This is a genomic window from uncultured Vagococcus sp. (assembly GCF_963518325.1).
Lineage (GTDB): Bacteria > Bacillota > Bacilli > Lactobacillales > Vagococcaceae > Vagococcus_D.
In genome coordinates, this window is the sequence record NZ_CAUQJB010000016.1 from 71,526 (window position 1) to 92,053 (window position 20,528).

Below are 20,528 nucleotides of genomic sequence, written 5' to 3' on the forward strand. Positions count from 1 at the left end.
ACTAAAAATTCTTAGGATTTTCATCATTAAAGCCATACTCATCAAAAAAAGCTTGTCTGAACTCTAATAAATTATCATCCATAATCGCTTGGCGAACTTGTTTCATAACGTTTAATAAGAAATACAAATTATGGTAAGACGTCAAACGAATTCCCAAGGTTTCGTTACATTTTATCAAGTGACGGATATAGGCTCGTGAATAGTTACGGCAAGTGTAACAGTTACACTTCTCGTCTAATGGTCGGAAATCTTCAGCGTATTTAGCATTTTTTATCACTAAACGCCCTTGGCTAGTCATACACGTCCCATTGCGGGCAATTCTCGTTGGCAAGACACAATCAAACATGTCCACACCGTTTATCGCTCCGTCAATTAATGAATCGGCTGTACCAACGCCCATCAAATAGCGTGGCTTATTTTCCGGAATCAGTGGGTTTAAGTATTCCAACACCTGATTCATCTCCGTTTTAGTTTCACCTACGGATAGGCCACCAATGGAGTATCCAGGGAAATCTAAACTGACTAAATCCTTCGCACTTTGAATTCGTAAATCTTTAAAACCGGCTCCTTGAATGATGCCAAACAGCCCTTGTCGATCTGGATTCGCATGAGCATTCAATCCCCGTTCAGCCCATCTAGTCGTTCGTTCAATTGAACGTTTCACATAGTCGTGACTTTCATAAAAAGGCGCACACTCATCAAAACTCATCATGATGTCAGGTCCCAATTTATTTTGAATCTGAATGGCTTTCTCTGGTGATAAAAACATTTTAGAGCCATTTAAATGGTTTTTAAAATTGACGCCCTCTTCCGTGATATTCCGCATGTCCGCTAATGACCAGACTTGGAAACCACCCGAATCCGTTAAAATCCCTTGATCCCAGTTCATAAACTTGTGAAGCCCACCTGCTTTTTCAACCAAGTCTTCTCCAGGTCTTAACCATAAATGGTAGGTGTTACTTAAGATAATCCCTGCGCCCATTTCTTTTAACTCTTCCGGCGCCATGGTTTTAACCGTTGCTAACGTGCCAACTGGCATAAACATCGGTGTTGGGTAGGTTCCGTGAGGCGTAATAATTTCGCCTAAACGGGCTCCCGTGTGTTTTTCTTTTTTTATTAATCGATAACGAATGGCTGGTTCGGTCATTTCGTTGCCCTACTTTCTCTCAATATACTCTAACATACGACCATCCTGACAGACATTGATCTGTCATTCTCAGGATTTAGATACGTTAAATATCATACTCTGGATAAGGGATTTTAGCAAGTTTTTCCGGTCGTCACGCTCGTCACAGAAAGAATTTTCACTTTTTATTAAGTTTTAAGTCAAATCATTTGCAAACGCTTCATATATATGGTTTAATAAGAGTATAAGAAAGGAGCATAAACAGAAAATAGATGAATTTCTCGATAAAAGTGTTACACGAGCTTAGAAGGTAAACAATAAAGTTGTATATGTACAGATTCACCACTGTTAGTTGAAACGTGTAAAGTATTAAAACTGTTGTATAAAAAGAATAGTGAATGCGTGTTTAAATAAACAATTAATTAATAAATGTAGAAAGTGAATACGTTAGATACAGATGTTAAATTAACAACGAACAAATGTTGAGAAGTTGTATAGCAGACAAAAAATTTGTTTAACAAGTAAAGAAATTCGACATACTTTACATGACTTAAAAATCAAAAAGTATCAACAAACTATTTTCTGTTTCCTTTCCAAAGCAACAAAGAGTCAAGCTAATCGAGAAGCTTGACTCTTTTTTTGTGCGCTTACCTGTAAACCGCTAAGGAAATCTCTTAATTAACCTATTTAACAAACATGGCATCGCCGAAGCTAAAGAAGCGATACCTTTCGTCAATGGCATGATGATAAGCTGCTAATGTGTTTTCTCTAGTGGCAAAAGCGCTGACTAACATCACTAAAGTTGATTTTGGTAGATGGAAATTCGTTGAAAAGGCATCGACCAATTTAAACTTATAACCAGGGGTAATAAAGATATCTGTCCAGCCACTGTCCGCCTGAATTTCTCCGCCAAACTTCGTGCCAATCGTTTCCAAGGTCCGAATCGACGTGGTTCCTACCGCTACGATTCGACCGCCCTCAGCTTTTATTTGACGCAAGCTAGCCGCCGACTCTTCCGTCAGCTTATAAAACTCACTGTGCATGGCATGCTCGGCGATATTATCCACACTAACAGGTCTAAAGGTTCCCAGACCCACATGCAATGTCAAATAAACCAGTTTAACGCCTTTCGCTTCAATCTTCCCTAACAGTTCTTGAGTGAAATGCAACCCTGCTGTCGGGGCAGCCGCTGACCCATTTTCTTCTGCGTAAACAGTTTGATAACGTTCTGGATCTTCCAGTCGTTCCTTAATATATGGCGGTAAAGGCATTTCTCCCAAGGATTCCAATATTTCCAAAAAGACACCTTCATAGCTAAACTCAACAATCCGTCCACCGTGATCCAGTTCTTTCGTCACCTCTGCTTTTAAACGACCATCACCAAAGGAAATAATCGTGCCAACTTTAGCTCGCTTGGCTGGTTTAATCAAGGTTTCCCACGTATTGCCTTTGGTGTTTGTCAACAATAACACCTCTAAGTGACCCCCTGTTTCCGGCTTTTCACCGTATAAACGGGCCGGTAAAACGCGGGTATTATTCATGACAAGAGCATCTCCTGCCTGTAATTCATCTAAAATATCGTAAAAGTGTTTATCTTGAATATCTCCCGTTGCCTTATCTAAAACAAGCAAACGAGACGTTTCCCGGTTTTCTAAAGGGGTTTGGGCGATCAATTCTTCCGGTAAATCAAAATCAAAATCCTCTGTTGTTAAGGTCATTTACTACTCACTCTTTCTCCATCAATTTACTCATGCTAGTTTATCATTTTTCGCTGAATTCCGCTAATTTTCTTAATTCCTTAGTCCCGTACGCAGCGAAACCCCATATTATTACTAGCCGAATCTGCCGTATTACCATTTCGAGCTGCCACTCGATACCGATTGCAATAAGACTCGTGACACAAAAACGATCCACCGCGAATGGCAAAAGCTGCCGTACTATAGCCTTGGTGCTGCTGCCACATTTCCTGACCACTTTGCTGAAACTCACTTAAGGGAAGATGGCGAGGATTGGCACACCACTCCCAAACATTGCCAGCTGTTTGATATAAGCCATAGCCATTGGGTTCGTAAGTCCTGACCGGTGCCGTCCCTAAGAAACCATCATCAAGGGTATTATTCAGCGGAAAATCACCTTGCCAAATATTGCAGTGGTGCTCCCCATCGAGTAGCTGGTCCCCCCAGGCATAGGTTTTACCTACTAGACCACCACGAGCTGCCTTTTCCCACTCTGCTTCTGTTGGCAAGCGCATACCCGACCACTGACAATAAGCAACCGCATCATTCCGTGAAACATGAACCACGGGATGATCTAACCGGTCAACTAGACTGGAGCCCGGCCCTTCTGGACAACACCAGCTAGCCCCTACTACGGCATACCACCAATTTGTCCCTGGCATCTTTTGTGAGCGTCGTTGCTGATCCTCGCTCAAAAAAGCATGAAAAACGAAGGACCAACCAAATTTCTCCGAATCCGTTTGGTACCCTGTAGCCCTTACAAACTGCTGAAATTCCGCATTAGTCACAGTTGTGGCAGCAATAAAAAAACTGGGAATCACCAGCTCCACTGCTGGCCCTTCTAAATCTGTTGGAAAACCTACTTGACTATCCGTTCCAATAAGGGTCAGACCACCTGTAATTTCAATCATCTTCTCGCTACCTTTCATCTAAAAACTACCTTTCAATTATAGCAAGCATTCAACAAAAGACGGCATCAAACGCTCCACTAATATTAAGATTGTAATTTCAAGCCTTTTCTAGCCAATATTTTCTTGACTTCTTCAAAAAAAATGAGTCATAATAACTAAAAATAACCACACCACCAACTAGGAGACCCTACTATGAGACACATATTAAATTCTAACACCCTAAGACAACTTTCTTTTTTAGAAGCTCTTTTTGCGACCCAAAACTGGCAACCAGTCGACTCCTTCGCCAAAGAGCTCGACTGTTCCAGTCGCATTCTCCGCAGCGATCTCTTAGCGATTAACGAGCTCTATAGTCCTTTTCATATCAATGTCTCCCAAAAAAATGGGATTCTCTTGGAATACCCACAAAATTATTCCATCGATTTCATTTACGCCTCGATTTTAGAAAACAGTACCGAATTCCAACTATTGGAATTACTCTTTTTTAATAATGCCCTCACCTTGGATGATTTAACGGAAGAACTGTATATCAGCTCCTCCTCCATTCATCGCACCATTAAGAAAATTAACAGCAAACTAGCACCACTAGGCTTTACTATCGCCACCTCCCCCTATGAACTCAAGGGTGATGAAGCCGCTATTCGCTTCTTTTTTATTCATTATTTCTATGAACGATACTTGGGGACAGCATCCCCTATTACGATTGAACAGCAGACCACCATCGATCGCTTTATTAAACTATTGGCTCGCACCCTAAACATCAACTTGACCTTTCCCGATCTAAAGTTAATTCGCTTAACGATTGCTACGGGTATCATTCGCATAAAAAATGGCCATGTCCAAAAACACCAGCTAGAAACCAGTGAGCACCCAATCTTCCAGCTACTCCTAAAGCAAACCGACGCTATTCAAAGACTGGCAGATCAGTTCCAATTAGCGATACAACCCGATGACCTCATCGACCTTTTTTATTTTTTCTTGCGAGACGATTACGCGTTAACAGTCGACTATCTATATCAGTCCTTAGTACCAGCAAATCCTCAAATCAAGAAAATCGTCCAGACCATTGAAACCAGCTTGGATAGCCTTTCCCAGCGTTTATCTATCCCCTTAGAAAACAAGGAGTTTCTCACTTGGGAGATATACAACGTTCAGCGGGTTTTTTTAATCGACAACTTTATCCTCTTTAATAAGAAAAAAGCCTTTCGGCAGAACGCCTTGGCAGAATACCCTTTGCTGATTCCGCTCCTTAGAAGCGAATTAATTCAACTGACAGCTGTTATGGAACATAAATGGACCGACTCGGCTCTGGACGAAGTTCTCTACATGATTTTAATCCATTGGCCTAATCTTAATAATAAGTTGGAACAGTTTTACGCTACCATCTCCATTGGCATTTTTTGTGACTATGACACCGAGCACTCCGATTTCTTAGGACAATTAATTACTTTTCATTTTGGCAACTCCATTAACATCACAATCTTAACTGCCCAGACTGAAAGGGAGGCCTTACTAGAAAAGCAGCACTATGACCTCTTCATTACCAACCTATCTTGCTTCGATCCAGAGGACGCTCATGTCATTTGTATTAATGCCGTGCCAACCATGCACGATTGGAAAAACATTCAGCAAAATATCAAGCGCATTGCCGCCAGTCAAGATTTTATTACCACCCGTTTTATCCATTGATCATCGTCAAAAAAAGCTTTCTCATTAGCCAGTACTGGCTAATGAGAAAGCTTTTAAATCACCTTATTCCGCCACTTTATAGGCCCACCCGTCATAATTACTCGCCAAAATATTTATAGCCAAGATGTTCATAAGCAATTTGAGTCGCCACACGACCTCGGGGAGTCCGTTTAATAAAGCCCTTTTGAATCAAATAAGGTTCGTACATATCTTCCACCGTTTCCATCTCTTCGCTAATATTAACAGCCAATGTGCTTAAGCCAATTGGCCCCCCTTGATAGAGTTCAATCATCGTTCGTAAAATTTTCTGATCCACATAATCCAAGCCTTCATGATCCACTTGCAACATCGCCAAAGCTTGATCCGCCACTTGACGATTGACGACCCCATCACTTTGAACTTGCGCATAATCACGGACTCTTTTTAACAGACGGTTGGCAATTCGCGGTGTCCCTCGAGAGCGACGAGCAATTTCATAAGCCCCCTCATCGACGATTTCCGTATTAAATATGTCCGCCGTCCGCAAAACAATTTCCCGCAAATCTGCCGTTTCATAATACTCCATATGAGACACAATGCCAAAACGGTCCCGCAAAGGCGCCGACAACATGCCCGCCCGAGTCGTGGCACCCACCAACGTAAAGGGCGGCAAAGAAAAATGAACCGGATGAGAGGTAGTCCCCTGACCTACCATAATATCCACGTAAAAATCTTCCATAGCGGAATACAACATCTCTTCCACCACCCGAGGCAACCGGTGAATTTCATCAATAAATAGCACATCACCAGGCTCCAGCTCATTCAGCATCGCCACTAAATCACCTGGACGTTCAATCGCTGGCCCACTGGTCGTTCGGATTTGTACCTCCATCTCGTTGGCAATTACCATGGCCATCGTCGTCTTACCTAATCCCGGCGGTCCATACAACAAAACGTGATCCAAAGATTCCGACCGACTACGAGCTGCTTGAATGTAAATACTCAATTCCTGTTTGACCTTTTCTTGGCCAATATACTGGGATAGACGTTGGGGCCGAAGTGACGTTTCAATAACTTCTTCTTCGGGGGTTGCTTCACCTGCCAGCAGTCGTTCCTCTTCTGTCATCTCACGTCAACTCCTTTATTTTTTCATTAACAACTTCAAACCGTGACGCAGATAACCATCTGTCGTCTTCGCTTCAACGGATTCCAGCTCTTTACTGATCCGCTTGATTTCACGTTCACTGTAACCCAAGGCAACCAGAGCTTCCAAAGCTTCTTCCAAAATGGTATTGGGGCTAGTCTCTTTCGCCATAGCCTCAACCGCCAACTCGCTCATAGCTAAGTCCCCAAGTTTGCCCTTCAAATCCAAGACCATCTGTTGAGCCGTTTTTTTACCTACTCCCGGGAATTTGGTTAAATACTTAAAGTCTTCCGATTCCACTGCATTAACCAACCCACCGTGATCATCACCTGCCATAATCGCCAACGCGCTTTTTGGCCCGATTCCTGATACACTGATCAATTTGATAAATAATTGTTTTTCTTCCAGTCCACTAAAACCATAGAGCGTTAACGAATCTTCCCGCACCGCCTGATAAACATAAATTAACGTTTCCATGCCAAAATCAGCGGAATGACGAAAAGGATTAGCCACCGCCACTTGATAGCCGATGCCAGCCGCTTCTACCACAATATAATAAGGACTAATATGGGTAATCTTCCCACGAATATATTCGTACACACTTTTCTCCTCCAGTATCCATGGCTCAGGCTTTTTTCAAATATGAGCACATGCGTTCCCTCCAATTGTACCATAAAAGTTTCTGAGAAAGAATGGTTTGCCATCAAGAATCAATCTTCATACCTGAAACTACGGTTAAAAGTCTCTTCCGCCGCTTAAATACTTTGACTCACACTTTTTGAACTAAATGGATCTAAGAAAATACTCGTTGAGTCTGTGGTTCAAAGTTACTTGGCTTACTTAAAAATAAACTTAAAGGAAGACGCTCCGATTGTCGCGACTAATCTGGAAAGGCTTTGAGACAATAAAAAACGTCAGAGATATCTAATAGATTCTCCAACGTTTTAATTAGTCGAATAACACTTTGTATTCACCATACCCCTCAGCATCTAGCTGACTGACTGGCACAAATCGTAAGGCCGCTCCATTAATACAATAGCGTAAGCCTCCAAACTCTTCCGGACCATCGTTAAAGACATGTCCTAAGTGGGAATCTGCCTCGCTACTGCGAACTTCCACGCGAGCACGGCTTAAACTTAAATCTTCTAATTCTTTAATCGTCGCAATCGGCTTGGTAAATGAAGGCCATCCACAACCGGCATCGTATTTATCTTTAGAAGAAAACAAGGCTTCACCACCTACGATATCAACATAAATCCCTTCTTCATCAAGGGCATCATACTCACTGCTAAAGGGCTGTTCCGTACCACTTTCCTGAGTTACCTGGAACTGTAACGGCGTCAATTTTTGACGTAATTCATCTTCTGACGGTTTCATTCGCAATCCTTCTTTCTTAGTCTTGGAATTTAGCTAACATTCGTTTAACTTGAGCCACTGGAAAGCCGACAATCGCGTAATAATCTCCTTTAATCGCTTCGACCAACAATGATCCTTGACCTTGAATCCCATAAGCTCCTGCCTTATCCAAGTGCTCCCCGGTAGCAATGTACTCATGAATTTCAGCATCTGTTAAATCAAAGAAAGTCACTTCAGCAGAGACAATCTGTTGCTCAATCCGCGTTGGATTCATCATATAAACGCTAGTATGAACATGATGCTTTCTGCCACTTAACTTACGTAACATCTCAAAAGCTTCCTGATCATCTTGAGGTTTTCCTAGTATTTCATCGCCAACTACTACGATTGTATCACTACCAATTACTAAATTGTGAGGATTTTGCTTACAAATTAATTGGGCTTTTTTTTGAGCCATTTCAAGAACATAATCCAGTGGCGTTAATTCTCCAACAATACTTTCATCAATGTCCGCAGGCATCGTTTGAAACTCCTCGATAATTTTAGCCAGTAACTCTTTTCTTCTCGGTGATTGTGACGCTAATATAACGGTCATCGTTAATCCTTCTTTCTTTTAAACACTTATCTAATTGGCACCCAAAAGGGTTACCACTTATTTCTCTATCATCATTTTGTTTCGGATAGCTATTTTTGCTAACGTTGCTACTATACTCCTATGTCGGCCAAAAATAAAGTGTTTTTAAGAGATATTGTGAAAAAAATAATTAACTATAAGTTTTTATTAATCGTTACGTTCAGTACCATAAAAAAAGAGATCATTTTTTTCACGAATAAAGCCCATCGACTCATATAATCCTTGAGTCACCGATTGATCCTCAGGGATTTCTATAAAAATCGGACTCTCCGTCCCCTGAGAAAAAGCCAACACTTCTTTAATTAAGGCTTGAGCCACACCTTGTCCACGGGCACTTGGGGTAACATAAAGATCGCTTAACTGCCACTGCTGAGCCTGCTTCCCTGAAGAAAAACTTGGGTATAGCATAACAAAGCCAACCACTTGTTCCTCCGGTATCGCCAGCCAACTGTAAGACTCCTGATTTTCCAATCCCTGTCGTAAAAAATCCTCAGCTCCTGCCAAATCACTGTCTTGCTGAGAGGACACCCGATAAGCATTAAATAACTCACTTAACTCGTTAATATCTTCTAACTCCGCCACGACGATTTCCATTTTCCAGCTCCTCCTAATCAATACTTGTCTTAATAGTATAGCATTTTTCAGGAAAAGCTCCCCTCAAAAAGACGCTGGCAGACAGGGAAGTTACTGTCTGCCAGCGTTTATCAAAATATCGTTCTAATTCAGCAAATCACCGCCCTTTAAATCAGCCCGATAACGAACCCTTTCGACACTTAACTCCCGATTCAAATCCCCCATTATCCCTTGAATCGTCGAATTTGATGGCAAATGAAAGCTGTAACGACTTCCCCGAATAACCTCTGCATCAGGTTCAAAACGACGCTTTGGGTCGTAACACCTCTGAACCTCTTCCACTACCATATTATGGGTAGAAAAATAATAATCGATAAACGAAGCCCCCTTTGCCTCGTCATTAAAATAGACCTCAATTGTTTCGACTTTAGGTCGCATCATGTATTTCTTTTGAAACTTTTTTAAGGTAACTAGGGTCAAAAAAACGGCCACCGTCCCCCAGATCACAATCCGATAATAACCCATCCCTGTAGCCAGACCAATAACAGCCACCACCCAAAGAGTGGCAGCGGTTGTTAGCCCACGAATCAACCCCTTAGATTGAATAATCGTCCCTGCACCTAAAAAGCCAATCCCCGTAATCGCTTGAGCCCCCAGTCTGCCAACATCTACCTTCACCACATTCGCCCCTAATGGATTCTGTTTAATTAACAGTAAAGACGCCGCCAACATCTCAAGGGAAATCAAGGAAATAATCGTGGTCCCTAGACACACTAAAATATGAGTCCTAAAACCAGCCGGGCTATTTTTATTTTCCCGCTCTGAGCCGACAACCCCACCTACCAAAATTGCCAGCAACAACCTGATTAACACCGTCTTAATTGGCACGAAGATCCCCCCTTTCTTGACTCACATCCCTTTAAGCGTCAGTTTTTCAAAGTAAAGCCAGTACAAGCGCATGCAAACATAAGCTGGCACAGAGATAACAAACAACAAAAATACTCCAGCTGTATGGATTACAGCCCATTCGCTGAAAAGGAACATTAAGATTGACACCATTCCTAAAACAGGGTTAGCCATCAAGACATAAAAAGGCTTCAGCATGCCTTCTTTAAAACTCAACTTGAAATGAGCGTGAACCGGAAAAAAGATCAGACAGTAAGCAACAAATAACAGCCCCAACAATAAACTGACGTAACCTAAAGGTCTTCCCGCCAGTCCCTCTAAGTACTGATTGTTTAACAGCAAGACATACCCCACACCGTACATCAACAACGCCGGCTTGATCATCGGCCTGAAATTAGCCCGGTAAATCAGCCAAAACTCTCGAAAGCTCACCACCCATTCCCCAGTGGTTAACTGACACCTCAGCATTGTATACACGGTCAGCGTCGCTGGGAAAAGCCCAAAAATACCACCACCCAGTAAGGTAAAAAAACACCATAAGACATTTAAATAGAAGAAACTGTAAATCACTGTACTGATCTGATACACTCGCCTGCCCACCTCTTCACTCCTATTCCTTAATCGATCCGATCGAAACCCCTTTGACAAAATGTTTTTGGACAAAAGGGTAGACCATAATAATCGGTACCACCGCCACAATAATCGTGGCCATCTTTAAAGACTCACCGGTAATCGTAATTTTAGACAGAGAATCATAAGAGGCCGTCCCCTTAAGCAAAGCCTCTGTTAACGCCTGCTGCTTCGTCAGCATCTCTTGCAACAAAGTCGATAAAGGTCGTAAATTCGCATTTCTGACATAAAAAGACCCTGTGAACCAATCATTCCAATGACCAACAGCATTAAATAAGGCCACCGTCGTAACCACCGGTTTACTCATTGGTAAAATCAACTTAAAAAATATGCCAAATTCACTAGCCCCATCGATTCGGGCAGCCTCTTCCAGACTCTCTGGAATCGACATGAAAAAAGTCCGCATAATCATGATATTGTAGACACTGTATAAACTAGGTAAAATATACACCCAAATCGTATTGGTAATGCCAAGGGTTTTTAAGACCAAATAATAAGGAATCGTCCCTCCACTAAATAGCATGGTGAAGAACACGAAAAAAGTCAGCACCCGTCTACCTGGTAAAGTTTTTTTCTTTAAGGCATAAGCTGCCATCGCTGTCAGAAAGACACTAAAAAAAGTGCCAACCACAGTCCGAAAAACAGAGATTCCTATAGCATTAATAATATCTGATGTCTTAAAAACCTCCTGAAAGTTCTCAAGAGTCCAAGACCTTGGCCAAAAATAAATACCACCTTTTTCCGAATCGGCCCCTTTATTAAAACTCAATGCCATAATATTGAGAAAAGGCAAAATAATCGTTAAACAAAGAGTCGTTACCACGGTATAATTAAAAACCTTAAAAACCTTCTCCGAGAGGGTTTCCTTTACTTTCATCTGCTGCCTACCTCCTTTGTTGTCAGTGTTCAGGCCCCCAACCACTTAACACCTGCACCACGCTGTTAATACCTTAGTTCCAACTTCTCATCCTTCACTTTTTTCTCCACAAAGGCGATATAGTCCGCCAAGCCCGATCCATTTAACAACTCCCGACTTTCCTTCAAAATCTTTTTCACTTCCCCCTCGTCCTTGGCATAATAAGCCCGCAATAAATTATCAGTATAGGTATCAAAGGCAATTTTTAATTTGTCATCTGTATCAAATTCAGATAAAAAAGATTTCGGCGACAAACCGTCAACAACTTCCGCATTCTTAAACTTTTCATCGTAATTAAATAACTCAATAATCTTTTGGGATGGACCCGATTCGTCCTTAGCTCCCCACTCCTCTTCCCCAAAATCCTCTTGACTGGCGATATCAGTATTACCTAAAATTTCCGCCCAATGATTGCCAACCCCTGCAAAGCCCAATTTTTTAGCTTCATCAGGTTTCTCCTTCAACAACTGTCTGACACTGTCCTTAACCACTGGATTGCCAGCGCTGTCCAGATCGTAATCCCGACCTTCTAAGCCATATTGAGCCAATAACTTCCCTTCACGACTAGCTAGGAAATCAGCAAACTTCACAATCTCTTCCGGATTTTCAGTTGTCACCGGTACCGACCAGCCATTGTAGCCTGTCTTATAAGCCAACGCCATACGATAGGGACCTTCTGCGGTGTCAAGTGGCCCCAAAGGCACATACTTCAACTCATTGTTTTGTGGCATAAAGTTGTGAATATCGGCTATGACACCAAAAGATTTATTAATCACACCCTCTGTCGCCTTATTCTCTTCCATCGTATAAAACTCCTTGTGCATCAGACCTTCTGCAAGCAATGACCTGACATACGCAACCCGCCGTTCCGGATAATCCGTCTGACTTTCAAACACCAAATTTCCATCCTTGTCCCCTAAGAAATATTCATCGCTTTCACCATTCCACGTTAAATCATTGTAAATGAAGCGACGATCCGCTCCACCCCAGATTGTTGGTCCCAAGGGCGTAATCTCACGACCATTATTATCCTTTAGGCCCAGTCCTTTAATCTCTTTAAGCAACTGATGAACCTGTTCCGATGTGGTAATTTCCTCTGGTTTAATGCCTAACTGATCCACCACATCTTGTAAGACATAACTGCCCCCAACAAATTTCCGCTTAACTGTTCCCGGATAGCGAGGGATCTCCATATGAACAAAATAGACCTTCCCATCAAATTCTTCGCGGAACATGATATTTTCTTCCGTATCTCTCGGCAAATACCCCTTTTCAAAATACTTACCATAAACATTGGACTCCTTCAGATAAGGCCCAATATCTGCAAACTGCCCCTCACGAGCAGCTTTTAGGATAACCGGCATCTCAGGACGTCCACTATTATTTAAATAATAGGACACAAAATCTGGCAAATCCCCTGCTGCCAAACCTGCTGTCAACCCTTCCAAGGAACTATTAGCCGAAACCGTTTGTAGCTCTAACTCAATCCCAGTCCGTTTTTTTATTTCAGCCATTAACTCCGGATTTAACTTCGTCTCTGCATCACTGGAAAAAACTAAACCGGTTATTTTACGATCCGCAATCCATGTATCCGGTGCGTCCTTTGGTTTCTCCTGACTTCGCTCCTCCTTTTTACCACAAGCCACTAAACCTATTGCCCCAATTACCATTAATGCCAGCAACCATTTTTTCAACCTCATCGTTTCTTCTCTCCTTTACCAAAGTGATGTCTCAAACTTTTTACTCGTAACCGTATTAACTGCTAGTACCATCACCAATCCAATAACCCCCTGCATCATTCCCACTGCGGTAGCATAACCAAACTGGCCACCTTGTAACCCAGTTTTAATTACATAAGTATCGATAATTTCTGATAGTTCCGTATTCCCCGGGGTTTGCAATAAATAGATTTGATCAAAACCCGCCGACAAAACATTCCCTAATGACAAGATAAACAAGATGATAATCGTCGGGCGAATCCCCGTTAACGTAATATGCCACATCTGCTTCAACTTACTGGCCCCATCAATCGCGGCTGCCTCATACAAAGACAAATCAATCCCCATAATTGCCGCAAAATAAATGATGGAGTTCCAACCAATGTCTTTCCAAATATAACTAGCAAACATAACCGGACGAAAGCTGCTTTCTTCCATCATAAAAAAACGAGAACCGTCGCCACCTAATAAATTAATCACGTTGTTAACCAACCCCACATCGGGAGCCAAGATCCGCTGGACTAACCCGACAACGACTACCCAGGATAAGAAATGGGGGAGATAAACAATACTCTGAAAAACATTTCGCAACTTAGTCAACTTCATTTCATTAAATAACAAAGCCAACACAATTGGAAAAGGCAATGCAAAAATCAATTTCATCCCGCTAATAATTAAGGTGTTCTTGATGTATTTCCAACTATTTGGATCGGCAAAAAAACGTTTGAAATAGGTCAGACCTACCCAATCACCACCAAAAATACTTCGATCATAGCGAAACTCCTTAAATGCCAAGACCAACCCACTCATCGGCATATAAGAAAATACAATAAAAAATACCAGACAGGGCAACAACATAAAATAAAACGCACGATGCATTTTTATTCGTTTCCACAAATACCCTTTTTTAGTTTTTGCTACTGATTTCGTCATATTGAATGCCATCCTTTCCTCACTCTAACCTAGTTCGTCCCTAATCAAAATAAAATGGATTAGTAAATGCCACACGCAGCCCGGCTTCATTAAACAAACTAAGGCGCATATAACGACAGGCTACCGGAACCTCTAACTGAATACTCATAACCTCACTAACTTCTCCCATTGCCAAGACGCCCTCATTAGATTCCACCACATAGGTCGCCCCTCGTTCAACCCCATCATTTTCCACAGACATTACTAGCTGAATTTCTCCACGGGGCAGGGAGTCACCTATAGAATACAACTCATTAACCATTGCTTCTAACCGCGGTCCCACGGTCACATAACTCTGTCCCATAGCAATCGCCTCTAAAACAGCTCGGGGACTGGCATCAGCTTCACATTGAACATACAAACTAGAGGGCGCCTTTTGCCTTTCCACTCCATGCCAATCTCGCCCACAAGTTGCCGGAATCTGAACTCCCTGATCCAAGAGCTGAGTCCACTTCGCAAAGGCATCTAAATTACACGGCTCTAAGTGAGGCCCAAAGGAATTCCAAACTTCAATATAATCCAACGACTCCAAATTATTAAGCACATAATTCCACTGACAGCCAGTACAATACGGCGTCCCCATACTAAAAGGATGAGCCATCCCAATAAACAGCCCTTGTGTTTTTAAATCTGCCAGCACCTGTTCAATTCGCTCTTCACTGATTTCTGTCCAGTCTACCCCTTCAAAAAATTCTCCCTTATGAAGCAAAATATGACCAAAAAAAGTCGTTAGTTCCATGCCATAAATAAGGCTTACCTCTACTTTTAACTTGTCATAAAAGGGAGCCATCGTATTGTGATCCGTAATCGCCAAGTATTCAATGTTTTCCGTCTCGGCTGCATCCACCAATTCCTGAGTCGTGAATACCGCATCGCTGTGACAAGTATGAGTGTGCAATTCAACCTTGTGATAGCTTATTTCCGATAAATCTCGAATAGGACGGGCCTTTTTCGCTTTCTCAGGCAAGTTCACTTTAAAGGCTTCCTTACTTGGCTCCACTTCGTCAAACTCTCCATAAATTCGACAATCGACTACCAGCTTTTCCGTCACGACTGCATGACAATTAAAGGAAATCCGCCACATTCCAGCCTCTAACTCCCCATGTATAAACCCCAGTGACGAGTGCTCCTTGCCAATGGTTATGGCCTCCTGTTCCATAAAACGATGAGATGCCCCGAAATAACAAGACGGTGAAGAAACACTAACCGTCACTAAATTGCGGATACCCTCACCTTCTGCTGGGTGCTCCCTGTAAGTGGGATGAGCCCCAACATAACGACGCCATTCCCCCTCAATCCGTTTGGGATCCTCCTCCCAAATCTTCTCGACAACGTAATCGATGTGTAACCTCACTAATCCCTTCGGAATTGGCACTTTATATTCAACATGACCATTTGTCATATCCGGTGACAAACTTAAGGAATAGTTTCCTAACGCTTTTTCCACGAGACATCAACTCCTGTTTTTCCATATTTTCCAACTAACCTCCCCACGAATGACCAAAGCCTCCAACCACACGAGACCTTAGGCAGACCTCTCTATGAACAATGTTAGCAAAGTCTGTACACGCTTTCAATTTATTCAATGACTTTTTTTGTCACCCACTTCCTTTCAAATTAATAGATATTAAAAGAAAAAGACACCTTGAATAGACTGTTTTTCTACCCAAGATATCTCTCGTGCTTCAATTAGTTGTCGTAATTCCGTGTAATAATCGCCTCAATCAATCCCGGACCAGGAAAATCTGCCACCACAATCCCCACATGCTGAAGGCCTTGGATCATTATGTAGTTTTGAGTCAGTGTGTTCGTTCCTTCAAAAACAATCGCCGAGAGGCCCAGAACAAGCCTAACTCTTGGAAAATCTGGATAAATCTGGCATTTCAGAGTCGTTAACCCCATCAGCAAACGCCTGCCATCTGTCTTTGGAAACATGTGCCCACTGGCTACAAAATAAGGAAATACGCCACCACTACCACTGAGGTAATTAATAAATTGACGCTGTTGTCGGTCCTCATCTGCTCTAATTAACTGTCCTTTTATCGGCAGCCACTTATGCTTATACATGTCCCAAATCGATCGCAACTGATACCTATCCTGAATCTCAAAGTCAGCATAATTAAGGCCATAAGATGAGCCTTTAAAATCCCTGAGAAACACCAATTTTCCACGAGTATCCCCTAGTCGCGGATTTCGATTGGACGCCATATAAATCAGCCCATAATCAGCAAGCTCCTCGAGATACCTCTCAAAGCGATTAGCAAACTCATCATCACTTTCCTTACTGTACTCTTGCTTCACTCGCATATAAACCGTCTCACTAGGATACTGTTTCAAAAATTCAGTGGTTTCCCGCAATACATCAGCAAAATTTTTATTCAAATAAACCAAATCATGATGAATAGCAAAGTCCCCTTGGTACAACCTGGCCCGAATATCCAAAAATCGGATTCCTGACAATAATTGATCTCTTATGCTTTTTCGTTGATTTCTAACAAGAATTCCTCCTGGACCATTAGAGGCCGAATCATGGGTTCCTGGCAACGATAAAGAAGATAATAACCGCTCATCCCCAATCCCCCCCATCCACGATGCCCGCTCCACCTCTACTCCTGCTTCATTAGAATAAGCAAGGTGACCTTGGGCCAACGCCTTAACAGGCCTCAACACTAATAAAGCTAAACCGATGATTATTACGTCATACATATTGTCTCCTTCCCTTCATTGATGTAACGGATTATTCTCTTATCCTTTCTAGGATAACTGCGTTTATACGGTAAGTTTAACATAATCAAGAACGAATTAACGTATCGGTGCGTAAAAAAAGAGCCCTGTCGGAAATTTGACAGGCCTCTTGATAAAACACGGTAATTATTCTATTTTACTTACGCCTACTTAAGTCGTGACACACTCCCACAACAGAAAACAACCTATTTACTGCCAGGAGTCCAGCGGTCCAAACGTTTTAGCATCAAGGGATAATAAACCAACATAACCGCTCGTCTCAAGCCAGAAAGGTCTTTGCTTTTTTTTATGTGTGTCAGTCCAATTTTTTTCATGTCATCGATACTCAAGTCTCGATCAATAAAGCAACCGTTGTCGTAGCATTTGTCGCAATATCTCCCCGATAGAAAGGTCCCTTGTTCCACAGCTCGATTGTGGTTCAGCAGTGGCATGCCACAACTCTGACAGATTGTTTTCATTATAAGTCACTTCTTTCTGACTACTCGTCGCTAGTACTATTTTTATTTTTCCTTCTATTCAATACCTGAATAAACTAAAAAATCTCATTTTAACTATATCGGTAGGTTTAAAGGTTACATTAATAGGTCGATGCTAAATAATGACTACTCCTCGCGCCTCTATGCGTTTATAACTGATGGTTTTTTGGCTCACTTCCCCTCATGACGCCACGCAACAAAATGGAGCACCAAGGAAAGCACTAAAAACCCAATAGCTCAGTAGTCAATCTAGCAACGAGCTCCTTTATCATTTATACTAGACTTACCTGATACAGATGGAGGAATACTCAATGGACATCAAAGAAAAGTTAAAGAAAATCCGTTTAGATCATCATCAAACACAAGAGGACATGGCGAATCTCTTTCACGTTTCCAGACAGACCATCTCCAGTTGGGAAAATGGCAGAACTTATCCTAATATTGATGTTCTAATCAAAATGAGTGATTATTATAAGATTTCTTTAGACGACTTGATTAAAGAAGACAATGACATGGTGGATACCTTTAGCAACGCCATAAAAAAAAGCAAAACTAGAAAACGACTTATTCTTTGCTTAAGTCTGATATTACTGATAATAATTAGCGCAAATCTGATAACCAGCCTCAGTAATTCTCGACGGAATGAACATGGTTTAGCTCCCAACGATTTATTATCCCATCGTTTTAGACTTGCGTATGATCCCAAAGTCGAAATTGCCGACGCTTATTTGGATTTTTCTAAAGACAGCCTCAACCTCTTTAAAAAATATAAACCAATTAAACCAGATACGACTCCCGAAAAAGTATCAAAAACAACGAATGATATGAAAGAATCAGGAAAAGTGGATGACTTTCGCACCTACCAACACATCATGGTAACCATCTCTGAGAACCAATACCTCGTCACCGGTGATAGTTTCAACGAAACCTACACTAGAGTAGATAGCAAGCGAATTAAAGATACCGATGGTGTAGAATATATCATTGAATAAAAATAAGGAAAGACACGATGTATGAGCCGTGTCTTTCCTTATTTAAATCCCCCCTTTAGAGCTTGTCTCTTTTACTTCATTCGCTACCACTCACTCCCTTGTATATATTTGTTTTGCATATCCTTTTCACCACAATTATACAGCCTCGTTCATTGTAATATTCAAGTGATTTGCATCTTAGTAGCCTTTATCTGAAGAGCTATTCTCCACTTGTAATAATTCTTCCACCTTCCTATCCAAACACTTCGCTGCCTCAATATGAACGTATTTTTGTTGACCTCTGCCTTAAACTAATACAATCCTTCCAACTAGCTTAACTGACCTCTTTTTGCTCCTAATGTTAATGAGATACATTTCGTTCTTTTAACCAAAGCCCTTCACTGTTCAATAGTTTAACTCTATACGTAAACTATCTGAAAATTCACAAGTGAAAAAGAGTCGGTTAGCTACTTTTACAAGAAACTAAACATATGCTAATACTAAGATAGCACACTATTTTGATACCTTCTTTGATCAATACAAGTGATGCATGACGTAAAATAATGAGGCTAGAGATGAACCTTTCTAAAGAGAATCCACCTATTAATCAATTGATTTGATTGCAATAATCAGTTACCACAAATGACCTAATGACACTTAAAACAAAACTAATAACCCAATTAGCTAAACCGTTATGAAATACCTTCATATCAACGCTATACAGTTGCTTCATCAAAAAGCTAGCATAGAACAGCATCATCTGATTTCGGATTTAGGCTAAAAAACAATGAAAAATTAGATAACAACTTGTCTCATATAATTGTTTTTCAATCGAAATGACGATCATATAACAGGTCGTCTCTCTTTTCTAAAAAACGGTTATGGCAACTGTTGACGTTGACGGTCTCTCTCAAACTATTGGCTAAACTGATATAGAAGGCTTCAATTATCACTCCTCGTAGCAAATTCACGAAATCGCTTGACGTTTGTTCACTTGCTAAACACACCTAACTAGGCCATGAGGGTAGCCATTAAAGGTGAATTATCGTGTGATTTAATCAGCTTTTTATGATTTAGCTTGCGTTTGTTACCTGTCTGAATAGATGAGACCGTTCCTTTTAAGCTCTTATCCTCATGAATTCCCATCAAAACCTCTATTTTAACCTTGTCATTCTTCCTCTTTTCATTTTTCACCATTTTAAAAACGGAATTACCCCTTTTTTGCGAATAATATAGTAAGCGCATCATTTCAAGAAAGGAGGTCTGCCATGATGCCATAAAAAACTAGAAAAATGTTAGTAAAACACTGGATATTTAATGAATTTCCGCTTATAATGGGGGCATAAAAATAAGACCCGTCAAGAATAAATACTCTCTGATTTCAAGTCAACCATTAGAAAGTTGAGGTTAATTGATGGGTCAAAAAAGAATGACAGTCAAAAACGATTTATTGTTTAAAAAAATTTTCGGCTCGCCAGCCAATAAGCGCATATTAAAAGGGCTTCTCACTGATAGTTTAGACATTCAAATTGAGTCACTTGAGATTCAAAATCCCTTTAACATTCAGACATTCCGTGACGCCCATAAACAAAATCGTTTGTTGTATACTAGCGTTGATATTTCCGCCAAAATACAAGGCGGCATTTCCATTATTATTGAATTGCAACTCCAGTCTCGGCGTTTTTTCCCCGAGCGACTCCTCTATTATTGGGGCGAACGATTTAATGCTAATTACGCCCATACTGAAAAAGAGGATATCAAATACCGCTCACTGAAACCTGTTTTTGTCATCAGTATTCTAGACTATGTGATGTTTCCCGATGATCAGGATTTACGGCGTACGTTCCACATTTATGATGCTGAACACCAACATATTTTACGTAGTAAAGATGGTACCTCTTTAATGCAAATGACTTTTATTGAATTACCGAAAATTAATGGGAATGTCCCACCTAAGTTAGTTGATTGGGTTGATTGTTTTGTTTTCGGTATGGTACAAGAGACGGCAAAAACTTATATAAAAGATGTGATTAAATTAGTTGATGA

The 20,528-nt window shown here is 41.2% G+C and carries 19 protein-coding genes; 3 read left to right on the top strand and 16 right to left on the bottom strand.

Going from position 1 to position 20,528, the window contains the following annotated elements:
- Position 1: 1 nt before the first annotated feature.
- From tgt to RWN13_RS13735, 3 genes are all read right to left on the bottom strand, one after another.
- Positions 2 to 1,147 (bottom strand): tRNA guanosine(34) transglycosylase Tgt, encoded by a 1,146-nt coding sequence (gene tgt, locus RWN13_RS13725; protein WP_314064659.1) that lies wholly within the window; start codon positions 1,145 to 1,147, stop codon positions 2 to 4.
- Between the two features lie 662 nt (positions 1,148 to 1,809).
- Positions 1,810 to 2,844, bottom strand: coding sequence for a tRNA preQ1(34) S-adenosylmethionine ribosyltransferase-isomerase QueA (gene queA / locus RWN13_RS13730; protein ID WP_314064661.1), 1,035 nt, complete (start codon positions 2,842 to 2,844; stop codon positions 1,810 to 1,812).
- A gap of 80 nt (positions 2,845 to 2,924) precedes the next feature.
- Positions 2,925 to 3,773, bottom strand: coding sequence for a formylglycine-generating enzyme family protein (locus tag RWN13_RS13735; RefSeq protein ID WP_399553673.1), 849 nt, complete (start codon positions 3,771 to 3,773; stop codon positions 2,925 to 2,927).
- Positions 3,774 to 3,965: 192 nt separating this feature from the next.
- Here RWN13_RS13735 and RWN13_RS13740 point away from each other — a divergent pair, with 192 nt between their 5' ends.
- Positions 3,966 to 5,462 carry a helix-turn-helix domain-containing protein gene (locus RWN13_RS13740; protein WP_314064666.1) on the top strand — a complete coding sequence of 499 codons (1,497 nt, stop codon included), beginning with the start codon at positions 3,966 to 3,968 and terminating at the stop codon, positions 5,460 to 5,462.
- A 97-nt stretch (positions 5,463 to 5,559) separates the two neighbouring features.
- On the opposite strand, the gene ruvB is transcribed toward RWN13_RS13740, so the two are convergent.
- From ruvB to RWN13_RS13805, 13 genes are all read right to left on the bottom strand, one after another.
- A complete protein-coding gene (ruvB, locus tag RWN13_RS13745; RefSeq protein ID WP_314064670.1) occupies positions 5,560 to 6,567 on the bottom strand; it encodes a Holliday junction branch migration DNA helicase RuvB in 1,008 nt (335 codons plus the stop codon).
- Positions 6,568 to 6,582: 15 nt separating this feature from the next.
- Positions 6,583 to 7,185 (bottom strand): Holliday junction branch migration protein RuvA, encoded by a 603-nt coding sequence (ruvA, locus tag RWN13_RS13750; protein ID WP_314064672.1) that lies wholly within the window; start codon positions 7,183 to 7,185, stop codon positions 6,583 to 6,585.
- 348 nt (positions 7,186 to 7,533) lie between these two features.
- Positions 7,534 to 7,962, bottom strand: a complete 429-nt coding sequence (gene msrB / locus RWN13_RS13755) for a peptide-methionine (R)-S-oxide reductase MsrB (RefSeq protein WP_314064675.1) — start codon at positions 7,960 to 7,962, stop codon at positions 7,534 to 7,536.
- A gap of 16 nt (positions 7,963 to 7,978) precedes the next feature.
- Positions 7,979 to 8,536, bottom strand: coding sequence for a Maf family protein (locus RWN13_RS13760; RefSeq protein ID WP_314064678.1), 558 nt, complete (start codon positions 8,534 to 8,536; stop codon positions 7,979 to 7,981).
- A 186-nt stretch (positions 8,537 to 8,722) separates the two neighbouring features.
- Positions 8,723 to 9,169, bottom strand: coding sequence for a GNAT family N-acetyltransferase (locus tag RWN13_RS13765; protein WP_314064680.1), 447 nt, complete (start codon positions 9,167 to 9,169; stop codon positions 8,723 to 8,725).
- Positions 9,170 to 9,292: 123 nt separating this feature from the next.
- Positions 9,293 to 10,036, bottom strand: coding sequence for an MgtC/SapB family protein (locus RWN13_RS13770; RefSeq protein ID WP_314064682.1), 744 nt, complete (start codon positions 10,034 to 10,036; stop codon positions 9,293 to 9,295).
- A gap of 21 nt (positions 10,037 to 10,057) precedes the next feature.
- Positions 10,058 to 10,642 (bottom strand): DUF624 domain-containing protein, encoded by a 585-nt coding sequence (locus tag RWN13_RS13775; protein WP_314064685.1) that lies wholly within the window; start codon positions 10,640 to 10,642, stop codon positions 10,058 to 10,060.
- A gap of 22 nt (positions 10,643 to 10,664) precedes the next feature.
- The gene (locus RWN13_RS13780; protein WP_314064688.1) at positions 10,665 to 11,561 is read right to left on the bottom strand and encodes a carbohydrate ABC transporter permease; all 897 of its coding nucleotides are present in this window, start codon (positions 11,559 to 11,561) and stop codon (positions 10,665 to 10,667) included.
- Positions 11,562 to 11,626: 65 nt separating this feature from the next.
- Positions 11,627 to 13,300, bottom strand: coding sequence for an extracellular solute-binding protein (locus RWN13_RS13785; RefSeq protein WP_314064691.1), 1,674 nt, complete (start codon positions 13,298 to 13,300; stop codon positions 11,627 to 11,629).
- 15 nt (positions 13,301 to 13,315) lie between these two features.
- Positions 13,316 to 14,251, bottom strand: a complete 936-nt coding sequence (locus RWN13_RS13790; RefSeq protein WP_314064695.1) for an ABC transporter permease subunit — start codon at positions 14,249 to 14,251, stop codon at positions 13,316 to 13,318.
- A 40-nt stretch (positions 14,252 to 14,291) separates the two neighbouring features.
- A complete protein-coding gene (locus tag RWN13_RS13795) occupies positions 14,292 to 15,737 on the bottom strand; it encodes a CehA/McbA family metallohydrolase (RefSeq protein WP_314064698.1) in 1,446 nt (481 codons plus the stop codon).
- A gap of 242 nt (positions 15,738 to 15,979) precedes the next feature.
- Complete coding sequence (locus tag RWN13_RS13800) at positions 15,980 to 16,996, bottom strand: phosphatidylinositol-specific phospholipase C (RefSeq protein ID WP_314064701.1); 1,017 nt, start codon at positions 16,994 to 16,996, stop codon at positions 15,980 to 15,982.
- A 224-nt stretch (positions 16,997 to 17,220) separates the two neighbouring features.
- Positions 17,221 to 17,493: a zinc ribbon domain-containing protein gene (locus RWN13_RS13805; RefSeq protein WP_314064704.1), complete on the bottom strand. Its 273-nt coding sequence runs from the start codon at positions 17,491 to 17,493 to the stop codon at positions 17,221 to 17,223.
- Between the two features lie 329 nt (positions 17,494 to 17,822).
- Here RWN13_RS13805 and RWN13_RS13810 point away from each other — a divergent pair, with 329 nt between their 5' ends.
- Both RWN13_RS13810 and RWN13_RS13815 read left to right on the top strand, forming a co-directional pair.
- On the top strand, positions 17,823 to 18,503 hold the full coding sequence (locus tag RWN13_RS13810) for a helix-turn-helix transcriptional regulator (protein ID WP_314064707.1): 681 nt from the start codon (positions 17,823 to 17,825) through the stop codon (positions 18,501 to 18,503).
- 1,393 nt (positions 18,504 to 19,896) lie between these two features.
- Positions 19,897 to 20,528: Rpn family recombination-promoting nuclease/putative transposase (locus RWN13_RS13815; protein WP_314064711.1), on the top strand; the 632-nt coding region annotated here is incomplete at its 3' end.